The 20759-nt window shown below is 53.8% G+C and carries 21 protein-coding genes and 1 pseudogene; 11 read left to right on the forward strand and 11 right to left on the reverse strand.

Going from position 1 to position 20759, the window contains the following annotated elements; genetic code table 11:
• Positions 1–21: 21 nt before the first annotated feature.
• Together B9K09_RS16810 and B9K09_RS16815 are read right to left on the reverse strand one after the other, a co-directional pair.
• The gene (locus B9K09_RS16810) at positions 22–591 is read right to left on the reverse strand and encodes a helix-turn-helix domain-containing protein (RefSeq protein ID WP_087517897.1); all 570 of its coding nucleotides are present in this window, start codon (positions 589–591) and stop codon (positions 22–24) included.
• Between the two features lie 48 nt (positions 592–639).
• A complete protein-coding gene (locus B9K09_RS16815) occupies positions 640–1929 on the reverse strand; it encodes an FAD-binding oxidoreductase (protein WP_087517898.1) in 1290 nt (429 codons plus the stop codon).
• Between the two features lie 276 nt (positions 1930–2205).
• On the opposite strand from B9K09_RS16815, the gene B9K09_RS16820 reads away from it, so the two are divergent.
• Positions 2206–2766, forward strand: a complete 561-nt coding sequence (locus tag B9K09_RS16820; RefSeq protein WP_087517899.1) for a tetratricopeptide repeat protein — start codon at positions 2206–2208, stop codon at positions 2764–2766.
• Between the two features lie 97 nt (positions 2767–2863).
• Here B9K09_RS16820 and B9K09_RS16825 read toward each other — a convergent pair whose 3' ends face one another.
• Positions 2864–3208 carry a YciI family protein gene (locus B9K09_RS16825; RefSeq protein ID WP_087517900.1) on the reverse strand — a complete coding sequence of 115 codons (345 nt, stop codon included), beginning with the start codon at positions 3206–3208 and terminating at the stop codon, positions 2864–2866.
• Between the two features lie 599 nt (positions 3209–3807).
• Here B9K09_RS16825 and B9K09_RS16830 point away from each other — a divergent pair.
• A complete protein-coding gene (locus tag B9K09_RS16830; RefSeq protein WP_087517901.1) occupies positions 3808–4005 on the forward strand; it encodes a hypothetical protein in 198 nt (65 codons plus the stop codon).
• A gap of 254 nt (positions 4006–4259) precedes the next feature.
• Here the strand turns inward: B9K09_RS16830 and B9K09_RS16835 are convergent, their stop codons facing one another.
• Positions 4260–5768 (reverse strand): helicase HerA-like domain-containing protein, encoded by a 1509-nt coding sequence (locus B9K09_RS16835; protein WP_087517902.1) that lies wholly within the window; start codon positions 5766–5768, stop codon positions 4260–4262.
• 272 nt (positions 5769–6040) lie between these two features.
• Here B9K09_RS16835 and B9K09_RS22980 point away from each other — a divergent pair.
• Both B9K09_RS22980 and B9K09_RS22985 read left to right on the forward strand, forming a co-directional pair.
• Positions 6041–7060, forward strand: a pseudogene (locus B9K09_RS22980) (cache domain-containing protein); the annotation flags it as partial.
• 93 nt (positions 7061–7153) lie between these two features.
• Entirely contained in the window at positions 7154–7918 is a 765-nt protein-coding gene (locus tag B9K09_RS22985) for a methyl-accepting chemotaxis protein (RefSeq protein WP_371917468.1), read from the forward strand.
• 72 nt (positions 7919–7990) lie between these two features.
• Here B9K09_RS22985 and B9K09_RS16845 read toward each other — a convergent pair whose 3' ends face one another.
• The 3 genes from B9K09_RS16845 to purU all read right to left on the reverse strand — a co-directional run bounded on the left by B9K09_RS16845 (position 7991) and on the right by purU (position 9604).
• On the reverse strand, positions 7991–8170 hold the full coding sequence (locus B9K09_RS16845) for a hypothetical protein (protein ID WP_087517904.1): 180 nt from the start codon (positions 8168–8170) through the stop codon (positions 7991–7993).
• 111 nt (positions 8171–8281) lie between these two features.
• Positions 8282–8707 (reverse strand): CBS domain-containing protein, encoded by a 426-nt coding sequence (locus tag B9K09_RS16850; protein WP_087517905.1) that lies wholly within the window; start codon positions 8705–8707, stop codon positions 8282–8284.
• A 45-nt stretch (positions 8708–8752) separates the two neighbouring features.
• Positions 8753–9604 (reverse strand): formyltetrahydrofolate deformylase, encoded by an 852-nt coding sequence (gene purU / locus B9K09_RS16855; RefSeq protein ID WP_087517906.1) that lies wholly within the window; start codon positions 9602–9604, stop codon positions 8753–8755.
• Between the two features lie 347 nt (positions 9605–9951).
• Here purU and mvaT point away from each other — a divergent pair, with 347 nt between their 5' ends.
• Positions 9952–10326, forward strand: a complete 375-nt coding sequence (gene mvaT / locus B9K09_RS16860; protein ID WP_087517907.1) for a histone-like nucleoid-structuring protein MvaT — start codon at positions 9952–9954, stop codon at positions 10324–10326.
• 179 nt (positions 10327–10505) lie between these two features.
• Here the strand turns inward: mvaT and sbcB are convergent, their stop codons facing one another.
• Complete coding sequence (gene sbcB, locus B9K09_RS16865; protein ID WP_087517908.1) at positions 10506–11939, reverse strand: exodeoxyribonuclease I; 1434 nt, start codon at positions 11937–11939, stop codon at positions 10506–10508.
• A 267-nt stretch (positions 11940–12206) separates the two neighbouring features.
• Between sbcB and B9K09_RS16870 the strand changes: the two genes are divergently transcribed.
• From B9K09_RS16870 to B9K09_RS16895, 6 genes are read left to right on the forward strand one after another with little or no spacing between them, the layout of a single operon-like run.
• Positions 12207–12941, forward strand: a complete 735-nt coding sequence (locus B9K09_RS16870) for an RDD family protein (RefSeq protein WP_087517909.1) — start codon at positions 12207–12209, stop codon at positions 12939–12941.
• On the forward strand, positions 12938–13921 hold the full coding sequence (locus B9K09_RS16875; protein ID WP_087517910.1) for a stage II sporulation protein M: 984 nt from the start codon (positions 12938–12940) through the stop codon (positions 13919–13921). Before B9K09_RS16870 ends, B9K09_RS16875 begins: the two co-directional genes overlap by 4 nt.
• Positions 13908–15512: a DUF4129 domain-containing protein gene (locus tag B9K09_RS16880; protein ID WP_087517911.1), complete on the forward strand. Its 1605-nt coding sequence runs from the start codon at positions 13908–13910 to the stop codon at positions 15510–15512. The genes B9K09_RS16875 and B9K09_RS16880 overlap by 14 nt, the downstream gene beginning before the upstream one ends.
• Positions 15509–16828, forward strand: a complete 1320-nt coding sequence (locus B9K09_RS16885) for a DUF4350 domain-containing protein (RefSeq protein ID WP_087517912.1) — start codon at positions 15509–15511, stop codon at positions 16826–16828. Before B9K09_RS16880 ends, B9K09_RS16885 begins: the two co-directional genes overlap by 4 nt.
• A complete protein-coding gene (locus B9K09_RS16890; RefSeq protein ID WP_087517913.1) occupies positions 16825–17871 on the forward strand; it encodes a MoxR family ATPase in 1047 nt (348 codons plus the stop codon). Before B9K09_RS16885 ends, B9K09_RS16890 begins: the two co-directional genes overlap by 4 nt.
• A 34-nt stretch (positions 17872–17905) precedes the next feature.
• Positions 17906–19237 (forward strand): DUF58 domain-containing protein, encoded by a 1332-nt coding sequence (locus tag B9K09_RS16895; RefSeq protein ID WP_087517914.1) that lies wholly within the window; start codon positions 17906–17908, stop codon positions 19235–19237.
• An 80-nt stretch (positions 19238–19317) separates the two neighbouring features.
• On the opposite strand, the gene B9K09_RS16900 is transcribed toward B9K09_RS16895, so the two are convergent.
• The 3 genes from B9K09_RS16900 to B9K09_RS16910 form a co-directional block, all read right to left on the reverse strand.
• Positions 19318–19605 (reverse strand): PA4642 family protein, encoded by a 288-nt coding sequence (locus tag B9K09_RS16900; RefSeq protein ID WP_087517915.1) that lies wholly within the window; start codon positions 19603–19605, stop codon positions 19318–19320.
• A 69-nt stretch (positions 19606–19674) separates the two neighbouring features.
• Positions 19675–20157 (reverse strand): WbuC family cupin fold metalloprotein, encoded by a 483-nt coding sequence (locus tag B9K09_RS16905; protein ID WP_087517916.1) that lies wholly within the window; start codon positions 20155–20157, stop codon positions 19675–19677.
• A 4-nt stretch (positions 20158–20161) separates the two neighbouring features.
• Positions 20162–20719, reverse strand: a complete 558-nt coding sequence (locus tag B9K09_RS16910; RefSeq protein WP_087517917.1) for a hypoxanthine-guanine phosphoribosyltransferase — start codon at positions 20717–20719, stop codon at positions 20162–20164.
• Positions 20720–20759: the final 40 nt, after the last annotated feature.

Here is a 20759-nt window from a genome sequence, read left to right on the forward strand (position 1 = left end):
GCAACGCGCCACTGAGGGCGATTACTTGAAAACCCAAAGCACCCGTGTCGCCTGCTGGCTGAGATTGGCATAACGAAACTGGCTGTATGGCGGCAACTGGAATCCATCGTTAGCGCGCAAGGTCACTGGATTAGCCTGGTCCTCGTCAGCGCCCTCGAACCAGATTGTCAGTTCACCCTCAAGCACAAAACCACCTTGCTCGGAGCTGTCATTCAAGTGCTCCTCACCGCTCGTCGCACCGGGTGCCAAATGGCTTTCCAGCATCGAAAATCCGGCTGACATCCTCGGCGATACCAGCACATCAGTAATCCCGCCAGCGTAATATAAAGTTCGACGCTCGCCCGGGCGAGTTACCCAGCCGACTTCACGCGGTTTGCTGAGGCTGTAAAAGTAACTTGTAGAGACGCCCAACGCCTCTGAAATGGCGGTGAGATCAGCCACCGTTGGTTTGGAGATTGCTCGCTCAACCTGTGACAGAAAACCCACCGAGCGACCGACCTGCTCAGCCAGCGTCTCAAGGCTCACCTTCTTGTACTTGCGGAGGTCGCGAATCAGTATCGCCAGTCCTTCGACTTCATCTTGCATATCCATATCAGCTCCTTGAAGCGACTTCATCGAATCACTTACAAACCTGCAAAATTACAGCGTATCGCGCAGCCGGTACCACGCCTTGCCCAGCGCCTCGATGGGCGCAGCTAAACGTGAGCCACCGGGAAACGCCGGGTTATGCAGAGTTTGGTACAGCTTCAACAGCTCAGTATTACCCGCAATTGCATCGGTCACCGCCCGCGCACCAGCCAGTGTAGGGAGCACGCCATGCCCGGAAAAGCCCTGCAACCAGTAGCGCTGACCTTCACAACCAATATCCGGAGTTCGCTTCATTGTGCAATCGATATGCCCACCCCAGGCATAATCCAACTCAACACCCCGCAATTGCGGAAATACTCGCTCAAGATAAGGCCGGGTAGCTACCGCAACATCCTTGGGAATACCGCCAAGATAGGTACAACCGCCCCCGAATAGCAGGCGGTTATCGACCGTTAAGCGGAAGTAATCCGGGACAAACTGGTTATCAATCACACAGCTGTTTTTTGGCAGCAATGATTGTGCAAGTTCTGGTGCTAACGGCACAGTTGCGACTTGGTAGGAACCCACCGGCAGAATGCGTCGGCTCAATGCTGGGTCTAACTTATCAATGTAGGCGTTGCAGGCGAGGATCAGCACATCAGCGCTGACCTCTGCTTGATCTGTTCGAGCACTGTATCCTTCCGTGGTCTGGCGGTAATCCAGCACTTGACTCTGCTCAAAAATCTGCCCGCCCAGTTGCTCAATCGCCGCAGCTAAACCTTGAGCAAGTTTCAGTGGGTTGATATGTGCCCCTTGCGGATCGTAAAGCGCGGCCTGATAGCGATCACTGCCAATCCACTCGCGTAACTCCTCACTCGCAATAAAACGCACACCCGGCGAGTCCCATTTCTCATGCGCCTCACGCTCAGCCGCTTGCAACTGAGCGACACGTCGCCCCAGTACAGCGGTGTATAAACTGCCTGATCGGTAATCGATATCAAACCCGAAACGCTGCGGCAGATCGCGCATTTCAGTTGCGGCCCACTGCATACTGCGCCACAGTAGCTGAGCGCCACTTAAGCCCAGCGCCGTTTCAAATGGCGGCATATCGCACGACCAACCAAGTAACGCTTGGCCACCATTGCGCCCCGAAGCAGCCCATGCCAAACGACTGGCTTCCAGAACAATCACGCGCTTGCCAGCCTGCAACAATTGAAGCGCACAATGCAGGCCGCTAAAACCGCCACCAATGATCAGCACATCGGTGCTGAGCGACTCTTTGAGCGTTGGCCTTAACTGCAATGGCTCGGGATGGGTTGCCGCATAATAACTGGAGACGTGCTGTGCAGACTGCTTGAACATGACGGCCTCATGAATTGTTTATCTAGTATTTTCATGAAAACTTACTACATAAATTTCACCAACCCAAGCAGCGCACTGTTTTTCCAACTTATTCACAGAGTTGTTGTCTTTGTTTTAGCCGCAACAGCTCATTTTTTGGGGCCGATGATTTTTAACCTGACGATCGTACCGAGAAGCCTATCCAAGCATCCGCTCTCGACACCTCGAAGGGATTGAACTCTCCCCCCTTAGCCAAACCATCGCGTGCAACATGCTCCCGTCAAATCAGGAATAACCATGATGAAAACCAACCTACTGGCGCGCTCAACTCTTCCTGCCGTGTTCTGCGCTCTGCTTTTTCTCGGCGGTTGTGCCAGCAAAGACACTGACAGCGAAGCGACAGCGCCCAATACGAGTCCCGCAACGACTCAAGAACAAACTGCCAACTCCGAGTTTGATCAACTGCGAAAAGCCGCCGAAGATGGCGACTTGGATAGCCAATTCAAATTAGGCAGCGCTTACTTCGTCGGCCGTCCGGTCAAGGACCTCAAGCAAGCGGAAGCCTGGTGGAAGAAAGCCGCGGATAAAGGCCACTCAATGGCTGCGGTGAGTTTGGCGTATCTATACACAGGTCGCGATGACGCCTCATTTGCTAACCGCGACGCCATGCTCAAGTACTTGAACCAGTCGGCCTCAGGCGGCAACCCAATGGCCCAACACATCCTCGGCAATCTTTACTTCACCGGTGAACACGGCGTCGCTCGCGACCCAAATCAAGCAGTCGCCCTGTACACCGCAGCTTGCAAAGCTAACTATGCAGTCAGCTGTGAAGCCCTGAAAAAACTGCAAAACCCCTAATCCACAACGCTTTAGCAGTTTTCTCAATGTCGACTAAAAACCCCGCCACTAAGGGGTTTTTAGTCGCGCAAACAACTCCAGCAGTTTTAACTACAAATCAAACATCCAACTCTCGTACTGGGCGCACTTCTACACAACCAACCCGCGCGGCTGGAATATTACCCGCGAGCTGAACTGCCTCATTCAAGTCGCGCGCTTCAATCAGATAAAACCCTGCCAATTGCTCTTTGGTTTCTGCAAATGGGCCATCGGTGATTGATAGCTGGCCCCCGCGCATACGAACGGTTGTTGCGCTGTGCACCGGCTGCAAAGCCTCTGCGGCAATCATTCGTCCGCTGCGCTGCACCGCTTCGGCGTAGGCCCAGCATTCTTCATCTTTCGGGCTATCTGCTGAGGAATGTAATTGCTGTTCATTGCTATAAACCAGACATAAATACTTCATCTTTGCCTCCAAGGCGGTGCTGTATACATGATGTGTATGATCTAGTCGTTTGAGAACATTCTCATTCGACATCCAATCCGCCTTTAAGGCTGACGTCAGCGCCCATCCAGGCTGAAATACTCGCCCTAGAGCCGTTTAAGCAAAGATCAAAAAAGCAAAAAAACATTGGAACTGTTCAAGCCCAGTTAATTTTATAAAACATTTGTAATATTTCCATGTCCAGCCAGTCTTATTTAATATTGGAAGCACACGCTTTCAGGTGCCGATCAAAGCCAGTCCACCGAGCGCATCAAGTGCCCCACTGAAAACAACTCGACCCCGAACTAGTAGAGGTATAAAAGTACAGCTAATGTTTGCTACAAACCGTGTAAAAACTGGACATTTTCAAACCGTTCGCGATAATTGCCTGAGATCGACAGTAAAAGTCGACACCGCTAAAGCGATTGTTTTCATTGCCTATGGCTGTATAGCCCGAGTCAGCACGTTGTATATTCAATTGAAAACTGACCGTACGCTTTCAGCTTAACGGTGGCCGTAACAACGAGCTATAACTGCTCGCGTTGCCACCTTAGTAATATACTCAGACCTTGGGATTTAACGTGACGAAAGACGAACTGCGCGCCGAACTCGAGCGCCAGGCGCAGCGTTACAAGGATGTTTACGGCGGAGAAGTTTTAACCTACGCCGCTCAACCCGAACCGGAACGCAAGCCCTGGCGGAAAAGAGCCTCTCTTCTCGACCAAGCTTTTGATAAAGAAATACAGAAAATCGAAAAAGAGTTGGAAGATAAATCCTAACTTTTAAGGAGCCTTTGAAAAAAGTAGCGAGCGACGGGAGTACAAGGCGAAAAGGTGCGAAAAAGCGACCGGGGTCGCGCTCGACTTTAGTTGTCCTAAATGAGCATTTTGAGCAGCTTTTCAACACAGCACGGGCTGCCCCAGCAATACCTAGCGCAGTAGTTTTTCAGAGGTTCCTCAAGGAAGTGCTGAAATAGCCGGCCATACAGAGCTATTTAACCTCAATCTGGCCGGCCGAGCTTAAAGCCGCTTCTTCAGCGTTTTTTACTGCCTAATAACGACCCCATCAACCCTCGCACCAATTGCCTACCAAACTGGTTGGCGGCTTGGCGCACCGCGGTTTTCATCGCTTGGCTGGCAAAGCCACCCAGCAAATCCGTGGCCATATCACTAAAGCTTTCATCTGCTTTGGCGGCTTTGCTGTTGCCTGCAGTTGGAGCGGGTGCTTGAGCGTCTGGCTTAACCTCAGCAGCAGCGGCACGTGCTGTCAGCAATTCATACGCGGACTCGCGGTCGATAGGTTTGTCATACCGCCCAGCGAGCGGAGATTGCTTGATCAAAGTGGCGCGCTCGGCCTCAGTTAAAGGGCCCACTCGCGACTGCGGCGGGGCAATTAACACACGCCTGACCATGGCTGGCGTGCCCTTCTCTTCCATCGTGCTGACTAACGCCTCGCCGATACCCAGTTCTGTCAGTACGCTGAGCGTATCGAACGCCGGATTCGGCCGAAAACCTTCGGCTACGGCGCGCAACGATTTTTGCTCTTTCGCAGTAAATGCACGCAAACCATGCTGAATACGCAAACCCAGCTGCGCCAGCACATCATCGGGTAAATCACTCGGCGACTGTGTGACGAAGTACACCCCGACGCCTTTCGATCGAATCAGACGCACCACCTGCTCCAAGCGCTCTTGCAAGGCTTTTGGTGTATCGGCAAACAACAGGTGAGCCTCATCAAAGAACAGCGCCAGCACTGGCTTATCGGCATCACCGCGCTCGGGTAACTGCTCAAAAAGCTCAGCCAGCAACCACAATAAGAACGTTGCATAAACTTTTGGCGCTTCATGCACTAAGCGGCTGGCGTCTAACAAGTGCACACGGCCTTGGCCGTTGGCGTCGGGCTGAAGAATATCTTCCAACTGCAGGGCTGGCTCACCAAACAAAGCCTCTGCACCCTGCTGCTCAAGGCTTGAAAGCCTGCGTAACAGTGCCTGACCTGAAGTTTTGGTAAATAGCGCACCGTCATCACCGAGCACTTCGGGATGGTCTTTGAGGTGATTGAGCAGTGCTTTCAAGTCTTTCAGGTCAAGCAACAACAAACCTTCGCGATCGGCCACTTTAAACGCGGCATAGAGCGCTGCTTGTTGGCTATCGCTCAGTTCCAGCAGTGAGCTGAGAAGCAAAGGCCCCATCTCACTCAAAGTGGTACGCAGCGGATGGCCACTTTGTCCGTTTATGTCCCAGAGTGAAACAGGGCATGCCTTGGGTACATGGTTAAGCCAAGGCATGCTGGCAATGCGTTCGGCAATCTTGCCTTGCGGGTTTCCCACGGCTCCGACGCCACACAAATCGCCTTTAACATCGGCAGCAAATACCGCAACGCCGGCCTCGCTAAACGTTTCGATCAAACGCTGCAGCGTCACCGTTTTCCCGGTGCCGGTTGCACCTGCAATCAAACCGTGACGATTGGCAAGACGCAAGGATTGACCGACCTCTTGCCCCTCAAGATCAGCCCCTAGAATTAATTGGTTTGCTACAGCCATTTTTACCATCCTCTGGATTAAAGCTTTTCGACCCGATTGCCGACATACCTACTACGGAGCCTTTGAAAAAGGTAGCGAGCGAAGGGAGTACAAGGCGAAAAGGTGCGAAAAAGCGCAGTTTAGTTGTCCTAAATGAGCATTTTGAGCAGCGTTTTCAACGTAGTAATACCTAGCGCAGTAGTTTTTCAGAGGTTCCCTAAGGCCGCTAGTTTGCGACGCCGTATATATCCTTATCAAAGACTGGCTTCAGTACCTTACGGGCGCAAGAGTTTATGAGCACAAATTTAAAATTCAGTCACAAGATACTGATTGCCGCTGCATTGGTTGTAGTGGCTGCTTTTTCGATTTTCACGCTGTACAACGATTATCTGCAACGCAATGCCATTCGCGAGGATCTTGAGAGTTACCTGCATGAAATGGGCGATATAACCGCCAGCAATATTCAAAACTGGTTATCGGGCCGGATTTTGCTGGTTGAGAGTGCGGCGCAGTCGATCTCGAAAAACCCTGATACTTCCGCAGTAACTGGCCTGCTTGAGCAAAAAGCGCTGACCTCGACGTTCGACTTTACCTACCTGGGCGGTACTGATGGCAGCTTCGCAATGCGCCCCGACGAGAAAATGCCTGACGGTTATGATCCACGAACACGCCCTTGGTACAAGGATGCGCTTGCCACCGCGGGCACCACACTGACCGAACCTTATGTTGACGCAGCCACTGGTGGCCTGATCATCACCATTGCGACGCCTGCACCGAATGCTGGCGTAGTTGGCGGCGACCTGAGCATGAACACGCTGGTCGAGACCATCAACTCGCTGGATTTTGGGGGTATGGGTTACGCATTCCTGGTCAGCTCGTCTGGTCAAATTCTGGTGCACCCGGACAAATCTTTAGTGATGAAGTCGCTCAAGGATGTCTACGCAGAAAATGCTCCGACCATCAACAACACCATTAGTGAAGTAGAAAACAACGGTAGCACGCGCATCATCAGTTTCGCCCCGGTAAAAGGCTTACCGTCGGTGAGCTGGTATTTAGGCCTGTCGATCGATAAAGACAAAGCCTATTCGATGCTAAGCGAGTTCCGTACTTCAGCTATTATCGCGACAGTTATTGCGGTGGTATTGATCATGTTATTGCTTAGCGTATTGATGCGAGTGCTCATGCAGCCCCTGCATACAATGGGCAAAGCCATGCGCGACATCGCCATGGGTGAAGGTGATCTGACCCAACGCCTGAGCGCCAACACCAACGATGAGTTCGGTGAGATGGCCAAGTCATTCAACCAATTTGTTGAGCGGATTCACACCTCGATTCGTGAAGTATCTTCAGCGACGATTCAGGTCAACGAAGTTGCCAAGCTGGTGGTGAATGCCTCGAACTCATCGATGCTTAACTCCGACGAACAAGCCAGTCGTACCAACAGTGTCGCCGCTGCGATCAATGAACTTGGTGCTGCCGCTCAGGAAATTGCGCGCAATGCTGCCGACGCCTCGACTCAGGCATCCGATGCCCGCGAGCAGGCTGAAGATGGTCGCTCGGTGGTTGAGCGCACCATCGCGGCGATGAATGACCTGTCTGGAAAAATCAGTGCCTCATGCAGCAACATTGAAGCGCTGAACAGCAAAACCGTGAACATCGGCCAAATCCTTGAAGTCATCAAAAGCATCTCGCAACAAACCAACCTGCTGGCATTGAACGCGGCGATCGAGGCTGCGCGGGCAGGTGAAGCGGGCCGTGGTTTTGCGGTCGTTGCGGATGAGGTGCGTAACCTTGCACACCGCACTCAAGAGTCGGCGCAAGAGATCGAAAGCATGATCGAGGAACTGCAGGTGGGCTCACGTGAGTCTGTGACAACCATGACCGAGAGCCAGCGCTACAGTGAGGAAAGTGTGTCGATTGCTAATCAGGCAGGCGAGCGTCTGGGTAGCGTCACTCAGCGTATCGGCGAGATCGACGGCATGAACCAGTCGGTGGCCACCGCCACCGAGGAGCAAACCTCGGTTATCGAGTCGCTGAACATGGACATCATCGAGATCAACACCCTCAACCAGGAAGGCGTCGAGAACCTGCATGCCACACTGCGCGCCTGTAGCGACCTGGAGCGTCAGGCGACACGCCTCAATCAATTGGTGGGCAGCTTCCGCATCTAATTTAAAACCTAGGTGCAGTGAGCTAAATACAAAGGGCGCCATCAAAGTGCCCTTTGTATGACTGAACTGACGCTATTGATCGTCTTTCTGATCAGTTTGATCAAGGCTTTGCGTTTGCTTCAACAGCGACTGCGCATCGGTAAAGTCTGCGCCGTCTTCCGGGCTCAATTGATCAATGTCGTAACGGCTCAGGCAACCTTCGCCAACAGTCTCTGGGGCCTTCGAGACGGCGCGCTCGAGTGGATCAACCATGATCTATCTCCTTGGTGTCGGTGCTCACCATTACTGGCGTTAGCGGATAAACAAAGCCTTCAGCTTGATGCTGCACACGCTTGTTTAACGAGTTCTTGATGAATAACCGGGTCACTCAAGCGCTGGCCGGCCTTTCTCATGTTGGGCGAACTCTTTAGCGGCACGTAATACATCACTGCGGCTTATCTGCCCGACCAGTCGCCCATCAGCAATCACCGGCAGGCGCCCAAGTTTACCCTGCAAAAAACGCTCAGAGACCTCGATCACGCTGGCTTCAGGACTGATGCTTTCAATATTGCGACTCATGTAATCACCAACAGTGCCGCCAATTGACTCGTAGTAGGCGCCAGACAGCGTTGCTCGCAAACAATCCCCCTCAGATATCAACCCGATCAAGCGCCCCTGAGAGTCGACTACAGGCGCACCAGAGATCCGGTGCTCAAGCAATCGGTTTATCGCCGTGAATAAATCGGTCTCGGCGCGAAATGTCACAAGGTGAGTGGTCATATAATCACGAGCTTTGATTGACTTGAGCATAATCGAACTCCTTTCGGATACGCCCAGGGTGCGATACAAGGCGTATCAATCAAACACAACCGTCTTGTTGTCGTGCACAAGAACACGGTCTCCTAAGTGATAGCGTAGTCCACGTGAGAGCACCATCTTCTCAACATCCTTACCTAGGCGAACCATTTCCTCAATACTTTCGCGGTGACTGACACGCACCACGTCCTGTTCGATAATCGGACCTGCGTCCAACTCCTCGGTCACATAGTGTGATGTCGCGCCAATCAGCTTGACCCCACGTAACGACGCTTGATGATAAGGCTTGGCACCCACAAATGACGGCAAGAAGCTGTGATGTATGTTTATCACCCGTTGCGCATAATCCCGGCACAACTGCGGCGGCAGTATCTGCATATAGCGTGCAAGCACAATCACGTCAGCCTGATGCGCCTCAACCAAACGCGCCACTTCATCAAAAGCAGGCTGCTTGTCTTGCGCATCAACGGGTACATGAAAGAACGGAATACCGTGCCACTCAACCATGCTGCGCAGGTCATTGTGATTGGAAATGACACAGGGTATTTCGCAATCGAGTTCGGCACTGTGCCAGCGATGTAACAAGTCAGCCAAACAGTGGGATTCTCGGCTCGCCATCAGCACTACGCGTTTCTTGTGATCCGAATCGGTGACCCGCCACTCCATCGAAAACTCACGCGCGATGGGACCAAAAGCCTGTTTGAAGCCCTCTATATCGAACGGCAAAGAGTCCGCACGGATTTCATGGCGCATAAAAAACCAGCCCGTCTGATTGTCAGAGTGGTGACTAGCCTCAGTAATCCAACCGTTATATGTCGCTAGGAAATTACTGACCTTGGCCACGATACCGACACGGTCTGGGCAGGCAATAACCAGCCGAAAAGTGCGCATGAAAAGCTCCCGCTAAGTTTACAAAGGCGATCATTCTAGACACCGCGAGAAAAAACCGCATTAACCCTGAGTGATTGAGCTCACTAAAAAAACCGCAACCCGAGCGCAACTCACAGCCGGGCACTTAAGCCGCCAAAAAATTTCTTTCTGGTCACAGGCAGCGCCATAACTAGACGTGCCAACTTAGCGACTATATATTTTCTCAAAAAACGGCTATTAGCAGACCCGCTAAACAACTAATTACTTGCAGTAGTGTGTCTTTTCTTTATAAACCGGTTTACTTGTGAAAAGTGCGTGTCTATCATTAGTTACACATAGTCACCTCAGAATGAGCCAAGGTACACAATATGTCGCTGATCAACGAATACCGCGCTACAGAAGAAGCCATCAAAGAATTGCAAGAACGCCTGAAAAACATGTCACAAGATGACAAACTGCAGAAAGAACTGGAGTTCGAAGGCAAACTGCGCAAACTGATGGGCGAATATCAAAAATCTCTGCGTGACATTATTGCTCTGCTCGATCCAGACGCAAAAATGAGCAAGAACGCTCGAGCCACTAAAGGCACCGGCACCAAGCGTGCTCGCAAAGTTAAGCAATACAAAAACCCTAACAACGGTGAGGTCATCGAAACCAAAGGCGGCAACCACAAAACGCTGAAAGAGTGGAAAGCCAAGTGGGGCGCTGACGTGGTTGAGAGCTGGGCTACTTTGCTGGGCTAATCAGTCGCAAGTTTCTCGTTGTTACAAAAAACGCCGGTTCGTCCGGCGTTTTTTTATGCCAAAAAATTAACGCCAACAATGCAACCACGCATCGTTAGCAGGCAAACAAAATAATCCAGGTTATTAATGACTACGCGGCATACTCCATAACCCTACACTGCCCAACGCAAAATACCGGACTAAGAAAGGCTGTAGCGGTCGGCTAATTGCTGAACATAGACTTGCCACGCATGCAGAACTTGTTGCTGAGCAGGTGATGCAGTTGGTAACACCTCAGTCATCGCCTGAGCAAATTGTTGCACGGTATTGGGTGCACCAGACTCGGGCAATGTTAGGCGTTGTTGGCAAAATGTTTGCCAACGCACTTGTTCTTCAGCACTCAAACTCGATGGCACATTACGTGCCCGATAACGAAATAACAGTTCAGGCAAGCGTGGATCATCAAACGGCCAACTTTCTGTGGCCAGTTGTTCAGGCTCACAAGTGCGCACACGCTCGCACAAGCTACGGTCGCGATTACCGATAAAACCGTCATAAAGTTGCTGCTCGGGATCATCACTTCCGGCAAACGCTTCCTCGCGATACACCTCAGGCATTTTTTCCTGCCACTGAGACTGTGTTGCGATTAGCTGCTCAGCGCGGGCCTGAATAGTCGCCATGTCTAGCCCCAAACGCTGTATGTCACTGTCACGCAGCACGCTTAGCGGCGCAACAACCGGGCAGCGATTAATCTGTAGCAACTTTAGGGGCACCGGTAACTGGCCGTCGAGTAACGCATCATGGCGGGTGTATAAACGCTCACGAAGGGTGTCGGCAGTTTCATCGAGCAGCACCCCTGGATCACGTTGCAAGTCGCAGACAATCAGCGCATTGCGGTTACGCGGATGCCAAGCCAGTGGCAACACCACTGACAAGTAATGGTTGGCCCCGGCAAAGCGCCCAGAAATATGCACAATGGGTTGCAGTAACTTAATCTGATCCAGTACCCGTGCCTTGCTGCGCAGGCCATACAGATAATTGTAGAGCTTGGTTTGCTTGTCGCGCAGTAGCCGCGCCAAAGCAATAGTTGCACGCACATCAGACAATGCGTCGTGCGCCTGACCATGCTCAATACCATTGGCGGCCGTTAACAACTCCAACTTGAGGCTAACGCGCCCTTCCACCTCCGGCCAGACGATCCCCTCCGGGCGCAATGCATAAGCTGTTCTGACCAGGTCAATCAAATCCCAACGACTATTACCGCCCTGCCATTCGCGCGCATAAGGGTCAAAAAAGTTGCGATATAAGCTGTAACGCGTGACCTCATCATCAAAACGAATACTGTTGTAGCCCGCACCACAAGTACCGGGCAGTGACAACTGCGCATGCACCTGAGTCATGAACTCAGCTTCATCAAGCCCCCGCTCAGCCAATAGCTGCGGAGTAATGCCGGTAATCATGCATGCGGCTGGGTGCGGCAAAATATCATCGCTGGGTTTGCAATAAATATTCAGCGGCTCGGCAATCTCGTTAAGTTGCTCATCGGTACGAATACCTGCAATTTGCAAGGGCCGATCGCGGCGCGGGTCGATACCTGTCGTTTCGTAGTCGTACCAGAAGATGCTTGAAGTCACAGTATTGTCCTGAGCGAATGGCTGATGCAGTCTAACATCGCTTAATTGTGTGGCTCTATTTACCAACCGGACGATTAGGACCGCTCAAAAAAGGTAACAACCCGAGCCGCATCAATGGTTGCCGCCCCCCGGCTGCCGCCACATTACTGTGCAGTAGTTTTTCAGAGATGCCTCATATTGCGGGGGGAATCTACAGATTGTGTCTAGAGCAGTTGCCTCAGCGGCTCGCTCTGGCTAGCATCGGGCTTTATTCATCGCAGTCAGCCGATGCCGCATACCGAAAACAATCAAAAAAACCCCACCAGCCCCCTCGCTGCTGAGTTGCTGGATACGCGTTATCACGTCGAGACGCCAGAAGGTATCGACCTGTCGCTGCGTCCGGCCGGACTGGTACCGCGTGCGCTGGCGTACTGCATCGACTTGATCATTCGCGGCATCGTCCTGGGCTTGATGTACCTGCTACTCAGCATGCTCGGCAAACTGGGCATGGGCCTAGGCACAATTTTGCTGTTTGTGGTGACGTGGTGGTACATGGTCTTGTTTGAGGTGCTCAACCAAGGTCGCTCCCCCGGCAAACAATGGTTGGGTTTACGCGTAGTGCACGACGACGGTACGCCAGTGGGCTGGCCAGCTTCCCTGACCCGCAACCTGCTGCGCTTTGTCGACATACTGCCGTTCGGCTACACCTTTGGCATTCTCAGTTGCCTGAATAGCCCAACGTTCAAACGTCTGGGTGATATAGCCGCAGGCACGCTGGTGGTTTATCGCGAGGAAAAGCCGCTTGCACCTGTTCTACCTGAAGCAGAGGCCGTGCGTGCCCCCTTCGCCCTAAGCCTGAAAGAACAACGTGCAATACTTAACTTTGCTGAACGCGCCAGCAGCCTGTCGAAGGAACGTCGCGTTGAACTGGCCAACATCATCGCTGCGCCACTGCAGGTGCCGACCGAACAAGCTGAACAAACTATCAACGGCATTGCCCACAGCCTTGTGGGACGCCGATGAAGCAGAGTCAATTCGAAAGCCATCACCAAGCCAGCTGGAAAGAGTTCGCCAGCAAGTTAGATGGCTTGGAGAAAACCGGTAAAACCGATGCTGCACACAGCAAGGGCTTTGCGGCTGATTACCGACGCGTCTGCCAACAACTCTCACTGGCTCAGGCCCGTGGCTACAGCAACCACTTAATTGAACAGTTGCAGCAATTAGCCCTGCGCGGCCACCAACAACTCTACCGCCACCGCAGCACTATTGGCGCTCAGCTAGTCAGTTTCCTGCTCAGTGGTTTTCCGTGTCTGGTTCGCGCGCAGTGGCGCTTTGTACTGGCCGCCAGCCTGCTGTTTTTTGGCAGTTTGATAATCATGGGGTTGCTGGTTTACTTGTTTCCCCACCTTGTTTACAGCGTGGTCGACCCGCAACAAGTCGCCAGCATGGAAAGCATGTATGACCCAGATGCCCGACGTCTTGGCCGCTTCAGTGAGCGCGGTTCAGGGGATGACTGGATGATGTTCGGCTTCTACATCATGAACAACATCGGCATTGCCTTTCAGACATTCGCCAGCGGCTTGTTATTCGGGCTCGGCAGTTTGTTCTTTCTCCTGTTCAACGGGGTGATGATCGGCGCAGTAGCCGGTCACCTGACGCAAATTGGCTATAGCGAAACCTTCTGGTCCTTCGTTGTCGGTCACGGCGCTTTCGAACTGACCGCCATCGCGCTTGCTGGCGCTGCAGGCTTGAAACTTGGCTGGGCATTACTCGCCCCCGGCCGCTTGCCACGCACCGAAGCCTTACGCTTAGCCGCAGCAGATAGCATTCGCCTAGTGGCCGGTGTTGTGGTGTTTTTGTTACTTGCAGCCTTTATCGAGGCGTACTGGTCATCAATGACCTTCGCCACGCCGCATGTTAAGTACGCTGTGGGCGCTTTACTCTGGGCATTGGTGCTGAGCTATCTGATCCTTGCCGGGCGAGGTACTCATGCGCCTGACTGAAGTTAACGTCGCGATTCGTCCACGCAGTGGTTGGGAAGCACTTGATCTCGGCGTACTACTCGCGCGCCGGCATGCAGGATTACTGATGGCCAGCTGGGCGCTGGTTACCCTGCCGATATTCGCCCTGCTTTGCCTGATTTTCTGGGACTATCCAAGCATTGCCATATTGGTGTTCTGGTGGCTGAAACCAGCCTATGAACGCTTGCCGCTGTATATCTTGTCCAACAGCCTGTTTGGCAATACCCCAACGCTAAAGCAAGCGCTCAAAGCCTATCCACGACTGTTGAAACCCCAGCTATTGGCCAGCCTGACCTGGCGGCGTATCAGCAGTACACGTAGCTTTGATATGCCAGTCATGCAACTGGAAGGACTATCAGGCGCCGCCCGTAGCCAGCGTCTGACCGTCCTCGGACAAAAAAATGCAGGTGGCGCAACCTGGCTGACAGTCGTCGGCGTGCACGTTGAGTTCGCCCTGAGTCTTGGCTTGGCTGCCTTGTTCTACTTGATGCTGCCGCAACAACTGGAACTGGACTGGAGCTGGCAAAGCCTGATTGCCCCCGAGCAAAACGACTGGATGTGGCTTGAGCATATGTCCAACGGGCTCTACGCCTTGCTTCTGATTGTCTGGGAACCGGTTTATGTGGCCTGTGGATTCAGCCTGTATTTGAACCGCCGCACCGCACTAGAAGCGTGGGACATTGAACTGGCATTTCGCCAATTGCGCCAGCGCTTGACAGGTGTTGCCTATGCCGCGCTGCTCGCTGTAGGCCTGCTGTTCAGCCAACTGCCAAACACGGCGATGGCCGCCATCGATATAGCGGACACCGCAGCACCCAGCAGCTCAGCGACGGCCGACCCACTACCCGAGCAAGACCCGCTTGGACCACAAGCCGAGCGCTTGCAAAAACAAGCATTGAACAGTCAGACAGCACAACAAAGTATCAAGCTCCTACTCGATAAGCCGCCGTTCAAAAATCCGGAAACGGTAACCCGCTGGCGCCTGCGAGATAGCGAAAAACAAGCCGAACCAGACACCGATTTCCTTGAGTCGCTGATTTCAGGTTTGGGCAAACTGACTAAGCTCTGGAAGTCGATGGAAACATTGGCTCAAATCTTCTCCGCCCTGCTCTGGGCGGCTCTATTCGCCCTGATTGCCTGGATAGTGTGGCGCTACCGGGATTGGTTGAATACCTTCACCGGGCGCTTTGCTTTACCCCAGCGCAATAAAAGTGCGCCACCAAGCCAGATGTTTGGCTTGGAAGTCGCCCCTGAAAGCCTGCCGGATGATATTTGCAGCGAAGTTAGCCAGCTGTGGGACCGCGAGCCACGCGCAGCCTTGGGCCTGCTCTACCGCGCCCTGCTCAGCCGCTTGCTGCATGATTACCGTCTGGGTCTGAAAAGCGCCCACACCGAGCACGAAGTCTTGCAACTGGTTGAAAGCCTGAAGCAACCAGAACTTGATCAATTCAGCTCAGTGCTGACTCAGCATTGGCAAAATCTGGCCTACGGACACAACCTGCCACCGGCATCTGCCAAAGCATCACTGTGCAACAGTTGGCGTCAGCTGTTTGAGCCGGGGGTTGCGGCATGAGCCGACGTAGCGGCTTTATCATCGGCGCACTGATTATTCTTGCCCTTGGCTTGCTTGCCAGCTATTTGCTGGGACGAGCCGAATCCTATGAAACCGTTATTGACCATGGCGCCGCCCCTGAAGTTAAAGCGAACCCTTACTTCGCCGCGCAGGCTTTTTTGCGCGACCAAGGCGTCAAAGTCGAAACAGCTGATAGCCTGGCCAATCTGGCGAAGTTGCCGAGCACTGGCCACACCTTATTACTGCTGGGCGATCGGGAAAAAGTCACCCCTCAGCAAACCCAGCGACTGCTCGACTGGTCAGCCAAAGGCGGACACCTAATCTTCGTCGCAGAGCGTTTATGGGATGAAAAGAAAGGTAAGAGTGGTGATTTGCTGCTCGACAGACTAGGGATTCAGCAACTCGACAGTGATGATTTACCCCCGCCTAAAGAGGCGTCCAAAAGCCCTGAATCAGCCCCAGATCAACAGACCGCTGAAACCAGCGACGACGCAGATCAAACAGTGGCTGAGCCTGAACCAGAAAGCTATTCGCAATTGGAACAACTATCGCAAGGCGAGCCCGATCAGCCCGAACCAGCACCGGCGATTGACGATGAGCAAGACGCTTACCCCAAGCTAACAAAGCTCTATCTCGAAAACGAAGAGGCACCCGCCTACATCAGCTTCGACACTGACTTTCATCTGTACGACGCGAAAAATATCGCCACTGCCTGGGCCAATAGCGGGCAATCAACCCACATGCTCCAGCTCTATCACGGTGACGGGTTAATCACGGTGCTAACCGATAACTGGGTCTGGCAAAACGACAAAATCGCCAAGTACGATAACGCCTGGCTACTCTGGTACCTGACTCAGGAAACCGATGTCACCCTGCTCTTTCGCGCCGACCATGATGATTTACTGAGCTTGCTCTGGAAGTATTTCCCACAAGCGCTATTAGCCCTTGGGTTACTCCTCGCACTGACGCTCTGGAGCGTCGGCATGCGTCAAGGTCCATTGCAATTACCGGCGAGCCTCAGTCGCAGGCAGCTACAAGAACACATTCGCGCCAGCGCTGACTTCAGCCTCAGGCGCAGTGGTCAACAAACACTGCTACAAGGCTTGCAACTGGATATTCAACGCCGCGCACGCAAGCGTCACCCAGGCTTTGAACGCTTGCCTGTCGCTGATCAATGGTTAGTCCTCAGCCGCCTGACGCGCCTCAGCACTGGCGCGATTGGCAAAGCCATGCGGCCACTCCCGCAGCAGCGGCAAACCGCCACCGAATTCACCCGTCAGGTTGCCCACCTGCAAACTCTCAGGAATGCCTTATGAGCGAACACACCCCCGACCAGTCAAGCCCCAACCCAGCCGCACCTGCCAGCTCAGCCCCGGCGACCCCGATCGCGAATACGGCGCAACAACGTCAGCGTGCCAGCCAACTGGCTCAAGCGCTGCGCCTGGAGTTGCAAAAAGCCTTGATCGGCCAAACTCGGGTAATTGACGATGTGCTGACCGCGCTGATTGCTGGCGGCCACGTGCTGATTGAAGGTGTACCGGGTCTGGGCAAAACCTTACTGGTGCGCGCACTGGCCAAGTGCTTTGGCGGTGAGTTTTCGCGGATTCAGTTCACCCCGGACTTGATGCCCAGCGATGTTACCGGGCATGCGGTATACGACCTGCAAAGCGAGCAATTCAAACTACGCAAAGGCCCAGTGTTCACCAATTTATTGCTGGCCGATGAAATTAACCGCGCACCGGCCAAGACCCAGGCAGCGCTGCTTGAAGTGATGCAAGAACGCCAAGTCACTCTTGAAGGTCGGGCACTGGTCGTACCGCTGCCATTTATGGTGCTGGCCACGCAGAACCCGATTGAACAAGAAGGTACTTACCCGCTGCCAGAAGCGGAGCTTGATCGTTTTATGCTCAAGCTGCGCATGGATTATCCGCAGCAAGATGAAGAAATGCTCATGGTCCGTCAGGTGACTCGCTCCAGCAAAGCCGACATGCTTGAGGTCGCCCCGCTGCGCACCCTGCTGCAAGCCAAAGACGTACAAGCCCTGCAGAAAATCGCCAGCGACTTACCGGTTGATGAGCAAGTGCTCGACTACGCCGTACGCCTGACACGCGCCACCCGCACCTGGCCCGGTTTTGCAATCGGCGCAGGGCCTCGCGCCTCGATCGCACTGGTGCGGGGCGGCCGTGCACGGGCGCTTCTACGTGGCGGCGACTTTGTTCTGCCGGATGACATAAAAGGCTGTGCGTTGGCGGTTCTGCGTCACCGCGTACGCCTGTCACCGGAGCTGGATATCGAAGGCCTGTCGATTGACCAAGTGCTGCAACAGCTTCTCGATCAGGTGCCGGCGCCACGCCTATGATCACAGTCACCCCGAACCACGAGCAGGCTGCGCGATGAAACCGGCCCGCCGCCTACTCATCGCCCTTGCCGCTCTGTTGCTTTGCGCAGTCCTGCTGGGGACCTTGAATGCATTGGCAATAGAGCTGCCCGAGGTCATCAGTTCGCTCTGGTGGGGGCTGCTGTTACTGCTGGGCGTGGCTGCGCTGATTGATGCCTGGCTGCTGTACAAAACACCCTCGCCACGCCTCGAACGCAACTTACCCGGCCAACTGCCACTGGGGCGCTGGAGCGATGTGCAACTCACCCTGCACCACAGTTACACACAGCACATCGAGGTGCAGGTATTCGATCACTGCGCCCATGAAATGGCCAGCGAACACCTGCCACAGCGTGTGGCGTTACGACCAGGTGAGCAAACCCAGTTCAGCTACCGCGTGCGGCCACTGGTGCGCGGCCACTTCAGTTTTCCACGGGCAGAGATCAGCCTGCCAAGCCGCTTAGGCCTGTGGCAGGCTCGGCGGGTACTCAATGTCGCTGACGAAACCCGGGTTTACCCCGACTTTGCCCGACTCTATGGCGCCCAGTTGCTAGCGGTTGATGACTGGCTAAGCCAGATGGGTGTTCGTCAGCATCAGCGACGCGGCTTAGGCATGGAATTTCATCAGCTACGTGATTTCCGCGATGGCGACTCATTGCGTCAGATCGACTGGAAAGCCACTGCTCGTAAACGCACACCGATTGCCCGTGAGTATCAAGATGAACGCGATCAGCAAATTGTGTTCATGCTCGACTGTGGCCGCCGCATGCGCAGTCAGGATAACGAGCTGTCGCATTTCGACCACGCGCTCAACGCCAGTCTGCTGCTCAGCTACATCGCATTACGCCAAGGCGACGCCGTAGGCCTGAGCACCTTCGCCAGTGAACAAAGCCGCTATCTAGCACCGGTCAAAGGCGCTGCACAGCTCAATGTTTTGCTTAACAGCGTGTATGACCTTAAAAGCACTCAACTGCCTGCGGATTATACGGCGGCGACTGATGCACTGCTCAGCCGGCAACGGCGGCGGGCACTGGTTGTGATCGTCACTAACTTGCGTGATGAAGATGATCAGGAACTGCTTGGCGCCGTTAAACGCTTGAGTCGCCAGCACCGTGTATTGATCGCCAGCTTGCGCGAAGAAGTGCTGGATACACTGCGCCAAACACCGGTGCAAAATCTCGACTCGGCAATCGCCTACTGCGGAACTGTCGACTACCTGAATGCCCGCGACACACTGCACGAGCGTCTAGTCGCAAACAATATTCCAGTGCTTGATGCACGCCCTAGCGAGCTGGGGCCAGAGCTGGTTAGCCGTTACTTGTCATGGAAAAAGGCGGGTGTCCTTTAACCCTGACTTAACGCTATAAAACTGATACAAAAAACCCGCTAATGTCAGCGGGTTTTTTTATACATTATTTACCCAGTCGGCTAGTGTGCTGCTGACTTGATCAACTCGATATACGGCTGTGCGTTACGCTGATCCTGAATCAAGGCAACAAAATCGTTGCCGTCAGCATCTTTAGCGTTGACGTCATAGCCTGCGGCGACGAAAAAGCCGAGGAAACGCTCAAAGTCATCGAAACGCAGACCGCGATAGGCTTTAACCAGCTTGTGCAACGACGGCGGCGTGTCATCAGCGGGCTCGACATCGAGGAACAACTTGATCGGCTCATCACCAATCTCTTCACCAATCACTTGTTTCTTGTCTTTACGCATCACTGACTCCAGCTAAACCGGGCTACACGGGCCGGCAAGTGTACCCCGCGGACCCATTGCGCTCAACGCTCAGTCGATTGCGTCGAACTGCGCGCGCATCCAACTCAGGTACTCGGCCACTTGCGGGCTGCCCTCTTGCGGCGCCCAACTGGCGTGCTCGCCTTCGCCAATCGGCAGATACGGCCCGGCCTTGCACTCGAACAGAATGCTGTCGGCCTCAAGCACGACCAAGGCGTGGAAGATCCCTGGCGGTAGATCAACACCGACACAATCAGAGCCCGCCGCGAGAATACGCTTAGCCTGCACTGCGCCGTCCTGATCAAAAATCAGCAGCCCCAAGCGCCCCTTTACCACCAGTAACGCTTCAGCTTTGTCCGCTGAAAGGTGGCGGTGCGGCGGGATATAGGTATCCGGCTGCAAGCCAATTGCCATGCGATGACAGGGTTCCTGCATTTCATGGAAATTGTGATGCTGGCGCTGACGCGGATTTTGCGCAGCCTTGTGCGCTAAGTCCGAGAACAAGGCTTGATCGAGAAATGCAGGGCCGCGCATAGGCTTACATGCCTTTAACGGCAAAAATGCCAGGCGCGTTGCGCCAGTAACCTTTGTAATCCATGCCGTAGCCGAAAATGTAACGGTCAATGCATGGCAAGCCAACGTAGTCAGCCTTAAGGTCTGGGCGCGCTTTGCGGTCATGGTCTTTATCAACCAGCACTGCGGTATGCACAGCACGAGCGCCCGCGTGGTGGCAGAAATCGATAATCGCGCCGAGGGTGTGGCCTTCATCGAGGATGTCATCAATGATCAACACATCGCGATCAATGAACGAAACCTCAGGCTTGGCCTTCCAGAAGAGATCACCACCGCTGGTTTCGTTGCGATAGCGCGTGGCGTGCAAATAAGACAGTTCCAGCGGAAAGCTTAGCTTCGGCAGCAGCTTACCGGAGAAGATAAGCCCACCGTTCATGACGCAGAAAACCACAGGGTTGGTATCCGCCATCTCGGCATTGATAACTTCAGCCATCTTGCAGATGGCGGCTTCAACCTGTTCGTCGGTGTACAGACAATCAGCTTCAGCCATTACCTGACGGATGTGCGCGAGATCAGCAGACATGTTCGTTCCTCTTGGGTTAGCGCAACACGAAAACCTGATC

The organism is Pseudomonas sp. M30-35 (genome assembly GCF_002163625.1).
Taxonomy (GTDB): Bacteria; Pseudomonadota; Gammaproteobacteria; order Pseudomonadales; family Pseudomonadaceae; genus Aquipseudomonas.

What these genes read in the sequence shown, in the direction of transcription:
- B9K09_RS16845 (WP_087517904.1), bottom strand. Translation starts at nt 8,170, where the DNA reads ATGGTTGATCCACTCGAGCGCGCCGTCTCGAAGGCCCCAGAGACTGTT.
- B9K09_RS22985 (WP_371917468.1), top strand. Translation starts at nt 7,154, where the DNA reads ATGCTTAACTCCGACGAACAAGCCAGTCGTACCAACAGTGTCGCCGCT.
- mvaT (WP_087517907.1), top strand. Translation starts at nt 9,952, where the DNA reads ATGTCGCTGATCAACGAATACCGCGCTACAGAAGAAGCCATCAAAGAA.
- B9K09_RS16885 (WP_087517912.1), top strand. Translation starts at nt 15,509, where the DNA reads ATGAGCCGACGTAGCGGCTTTATCATCGGCGCACTGATTATTCTTGCC.
- B9K09_RS16880 (WP_087517911.1), top strand. Translation starts at nt 13,908, where the DNA reads ATGCGCCTGACTGAAGTTAACGTCGCGATTCGTCCACGCAGTGGTTGG.
- B9K09_RS16815 (WP_087517898.1), bottom strand. Translation starts at nt 1,929, where the DNA reads ATGTTCAAGCAGTCTGCACAGCACGTCTCCAGTTATTATGCGGCAACC.
- B9K09_RS16820 (WP_087517899.1), top strand. Translation starts at nt 2,206, where the DNA reads ATGATGAAAACCAACCTACTGGCGCGCTCAACTCTTCCTGCCGTGTTC.
- B9K09_RS16870 (WP_087517909.1), top strand. Translation starts at nt 12,207, where the DNA reads ATGCCGCATACCGAAAACAATCAAAAAAACCCCACCAGCCCCCTCGCT.
- B9K09_RS16910 (WP_087517917.1), bottom strand. Translation starts at nt 20,719, where the DNA reads ATGTCTGCTGATCTCGCGCACATCCGTCAGGTAATGGCTGAAGCTGAT.
- B9K09_RS16810 (WP_087517897.1), bottom strand. Translation starts at nt 591, where the DNA reads ATGGATATGCAAGATGAAGTCGAAGGACTGGCGATACTGATTCGCGAC.
- B9K09_RS16895 (WP_087517914.1), top strand. Translation starts at nt 17,906, where the DNA reads ATGAAACCGGCCCGCCGCCTACTCATCGCCCTTGCCGCTCTGTTGCTT.
- purU (WP_087517906.1), bottom strand. Translation starts at nt 9,604, where the DNA reads ATGCGCACTTTTCGGCTGGTTATTGCCTGCCCAGACCGTGTCGGTATC.
- B9K09_RS16835 (WP_087517902.1), bottom strand. Translation starts at nt 5,768, where the DNA reads ATGGCTGTAGCAAACCAATTAATTCTAGGGGCTGATCTTGAGGGGCAA.
- B9K09_RS16825 (WP_087517900.1), bottom strand. Translation starts at nt 3,208, where the DNA reads ATGAAGTATTTATGTCTGGTTTATAGCAATGAACAGCAATTACATTCC.
- B9K09_RS16875 (WP_087517910.1), top strand. Translation starts at nt 12,938, where the DNA reads ATGAAGCAGAGTCAATTCGAAAGCCATCACCAAGCCAGCTGGAAAGAG.
- B9K09_RS16850 (WP_087517905.1), bottom strand. Translation starts at nt 8,707, where the DNA reads ATGCTCAAGTCAATCAAAGCTCGTGATTATATGACCACTCACCTTGTG.
- B9K09_RS16900 (WP_087517915.1), bottom strand. Translation starts at nt 19,605, where the DNA reads ATGCGTAAAGACAAGAAACAAGTGATTGGTGAAGAGATTGGTGATGAG.
- B9K09_RS16890 (WP_087517913.1), top strand. Translation starts at nt 16,825, where the DNA reads ATGAGCGAACACACCCCCGACCAGTCAAGCCCCAACCCAGCCGCACCT.
- B9K09_RS16905 (WP_087517916.1), bottom strand. Translation starts at nt 20,157, where the DNA reads ATGCGCGGCCCTGCATTTCTCGATCAAGCCTTGTTCTCGGACTTAGCG.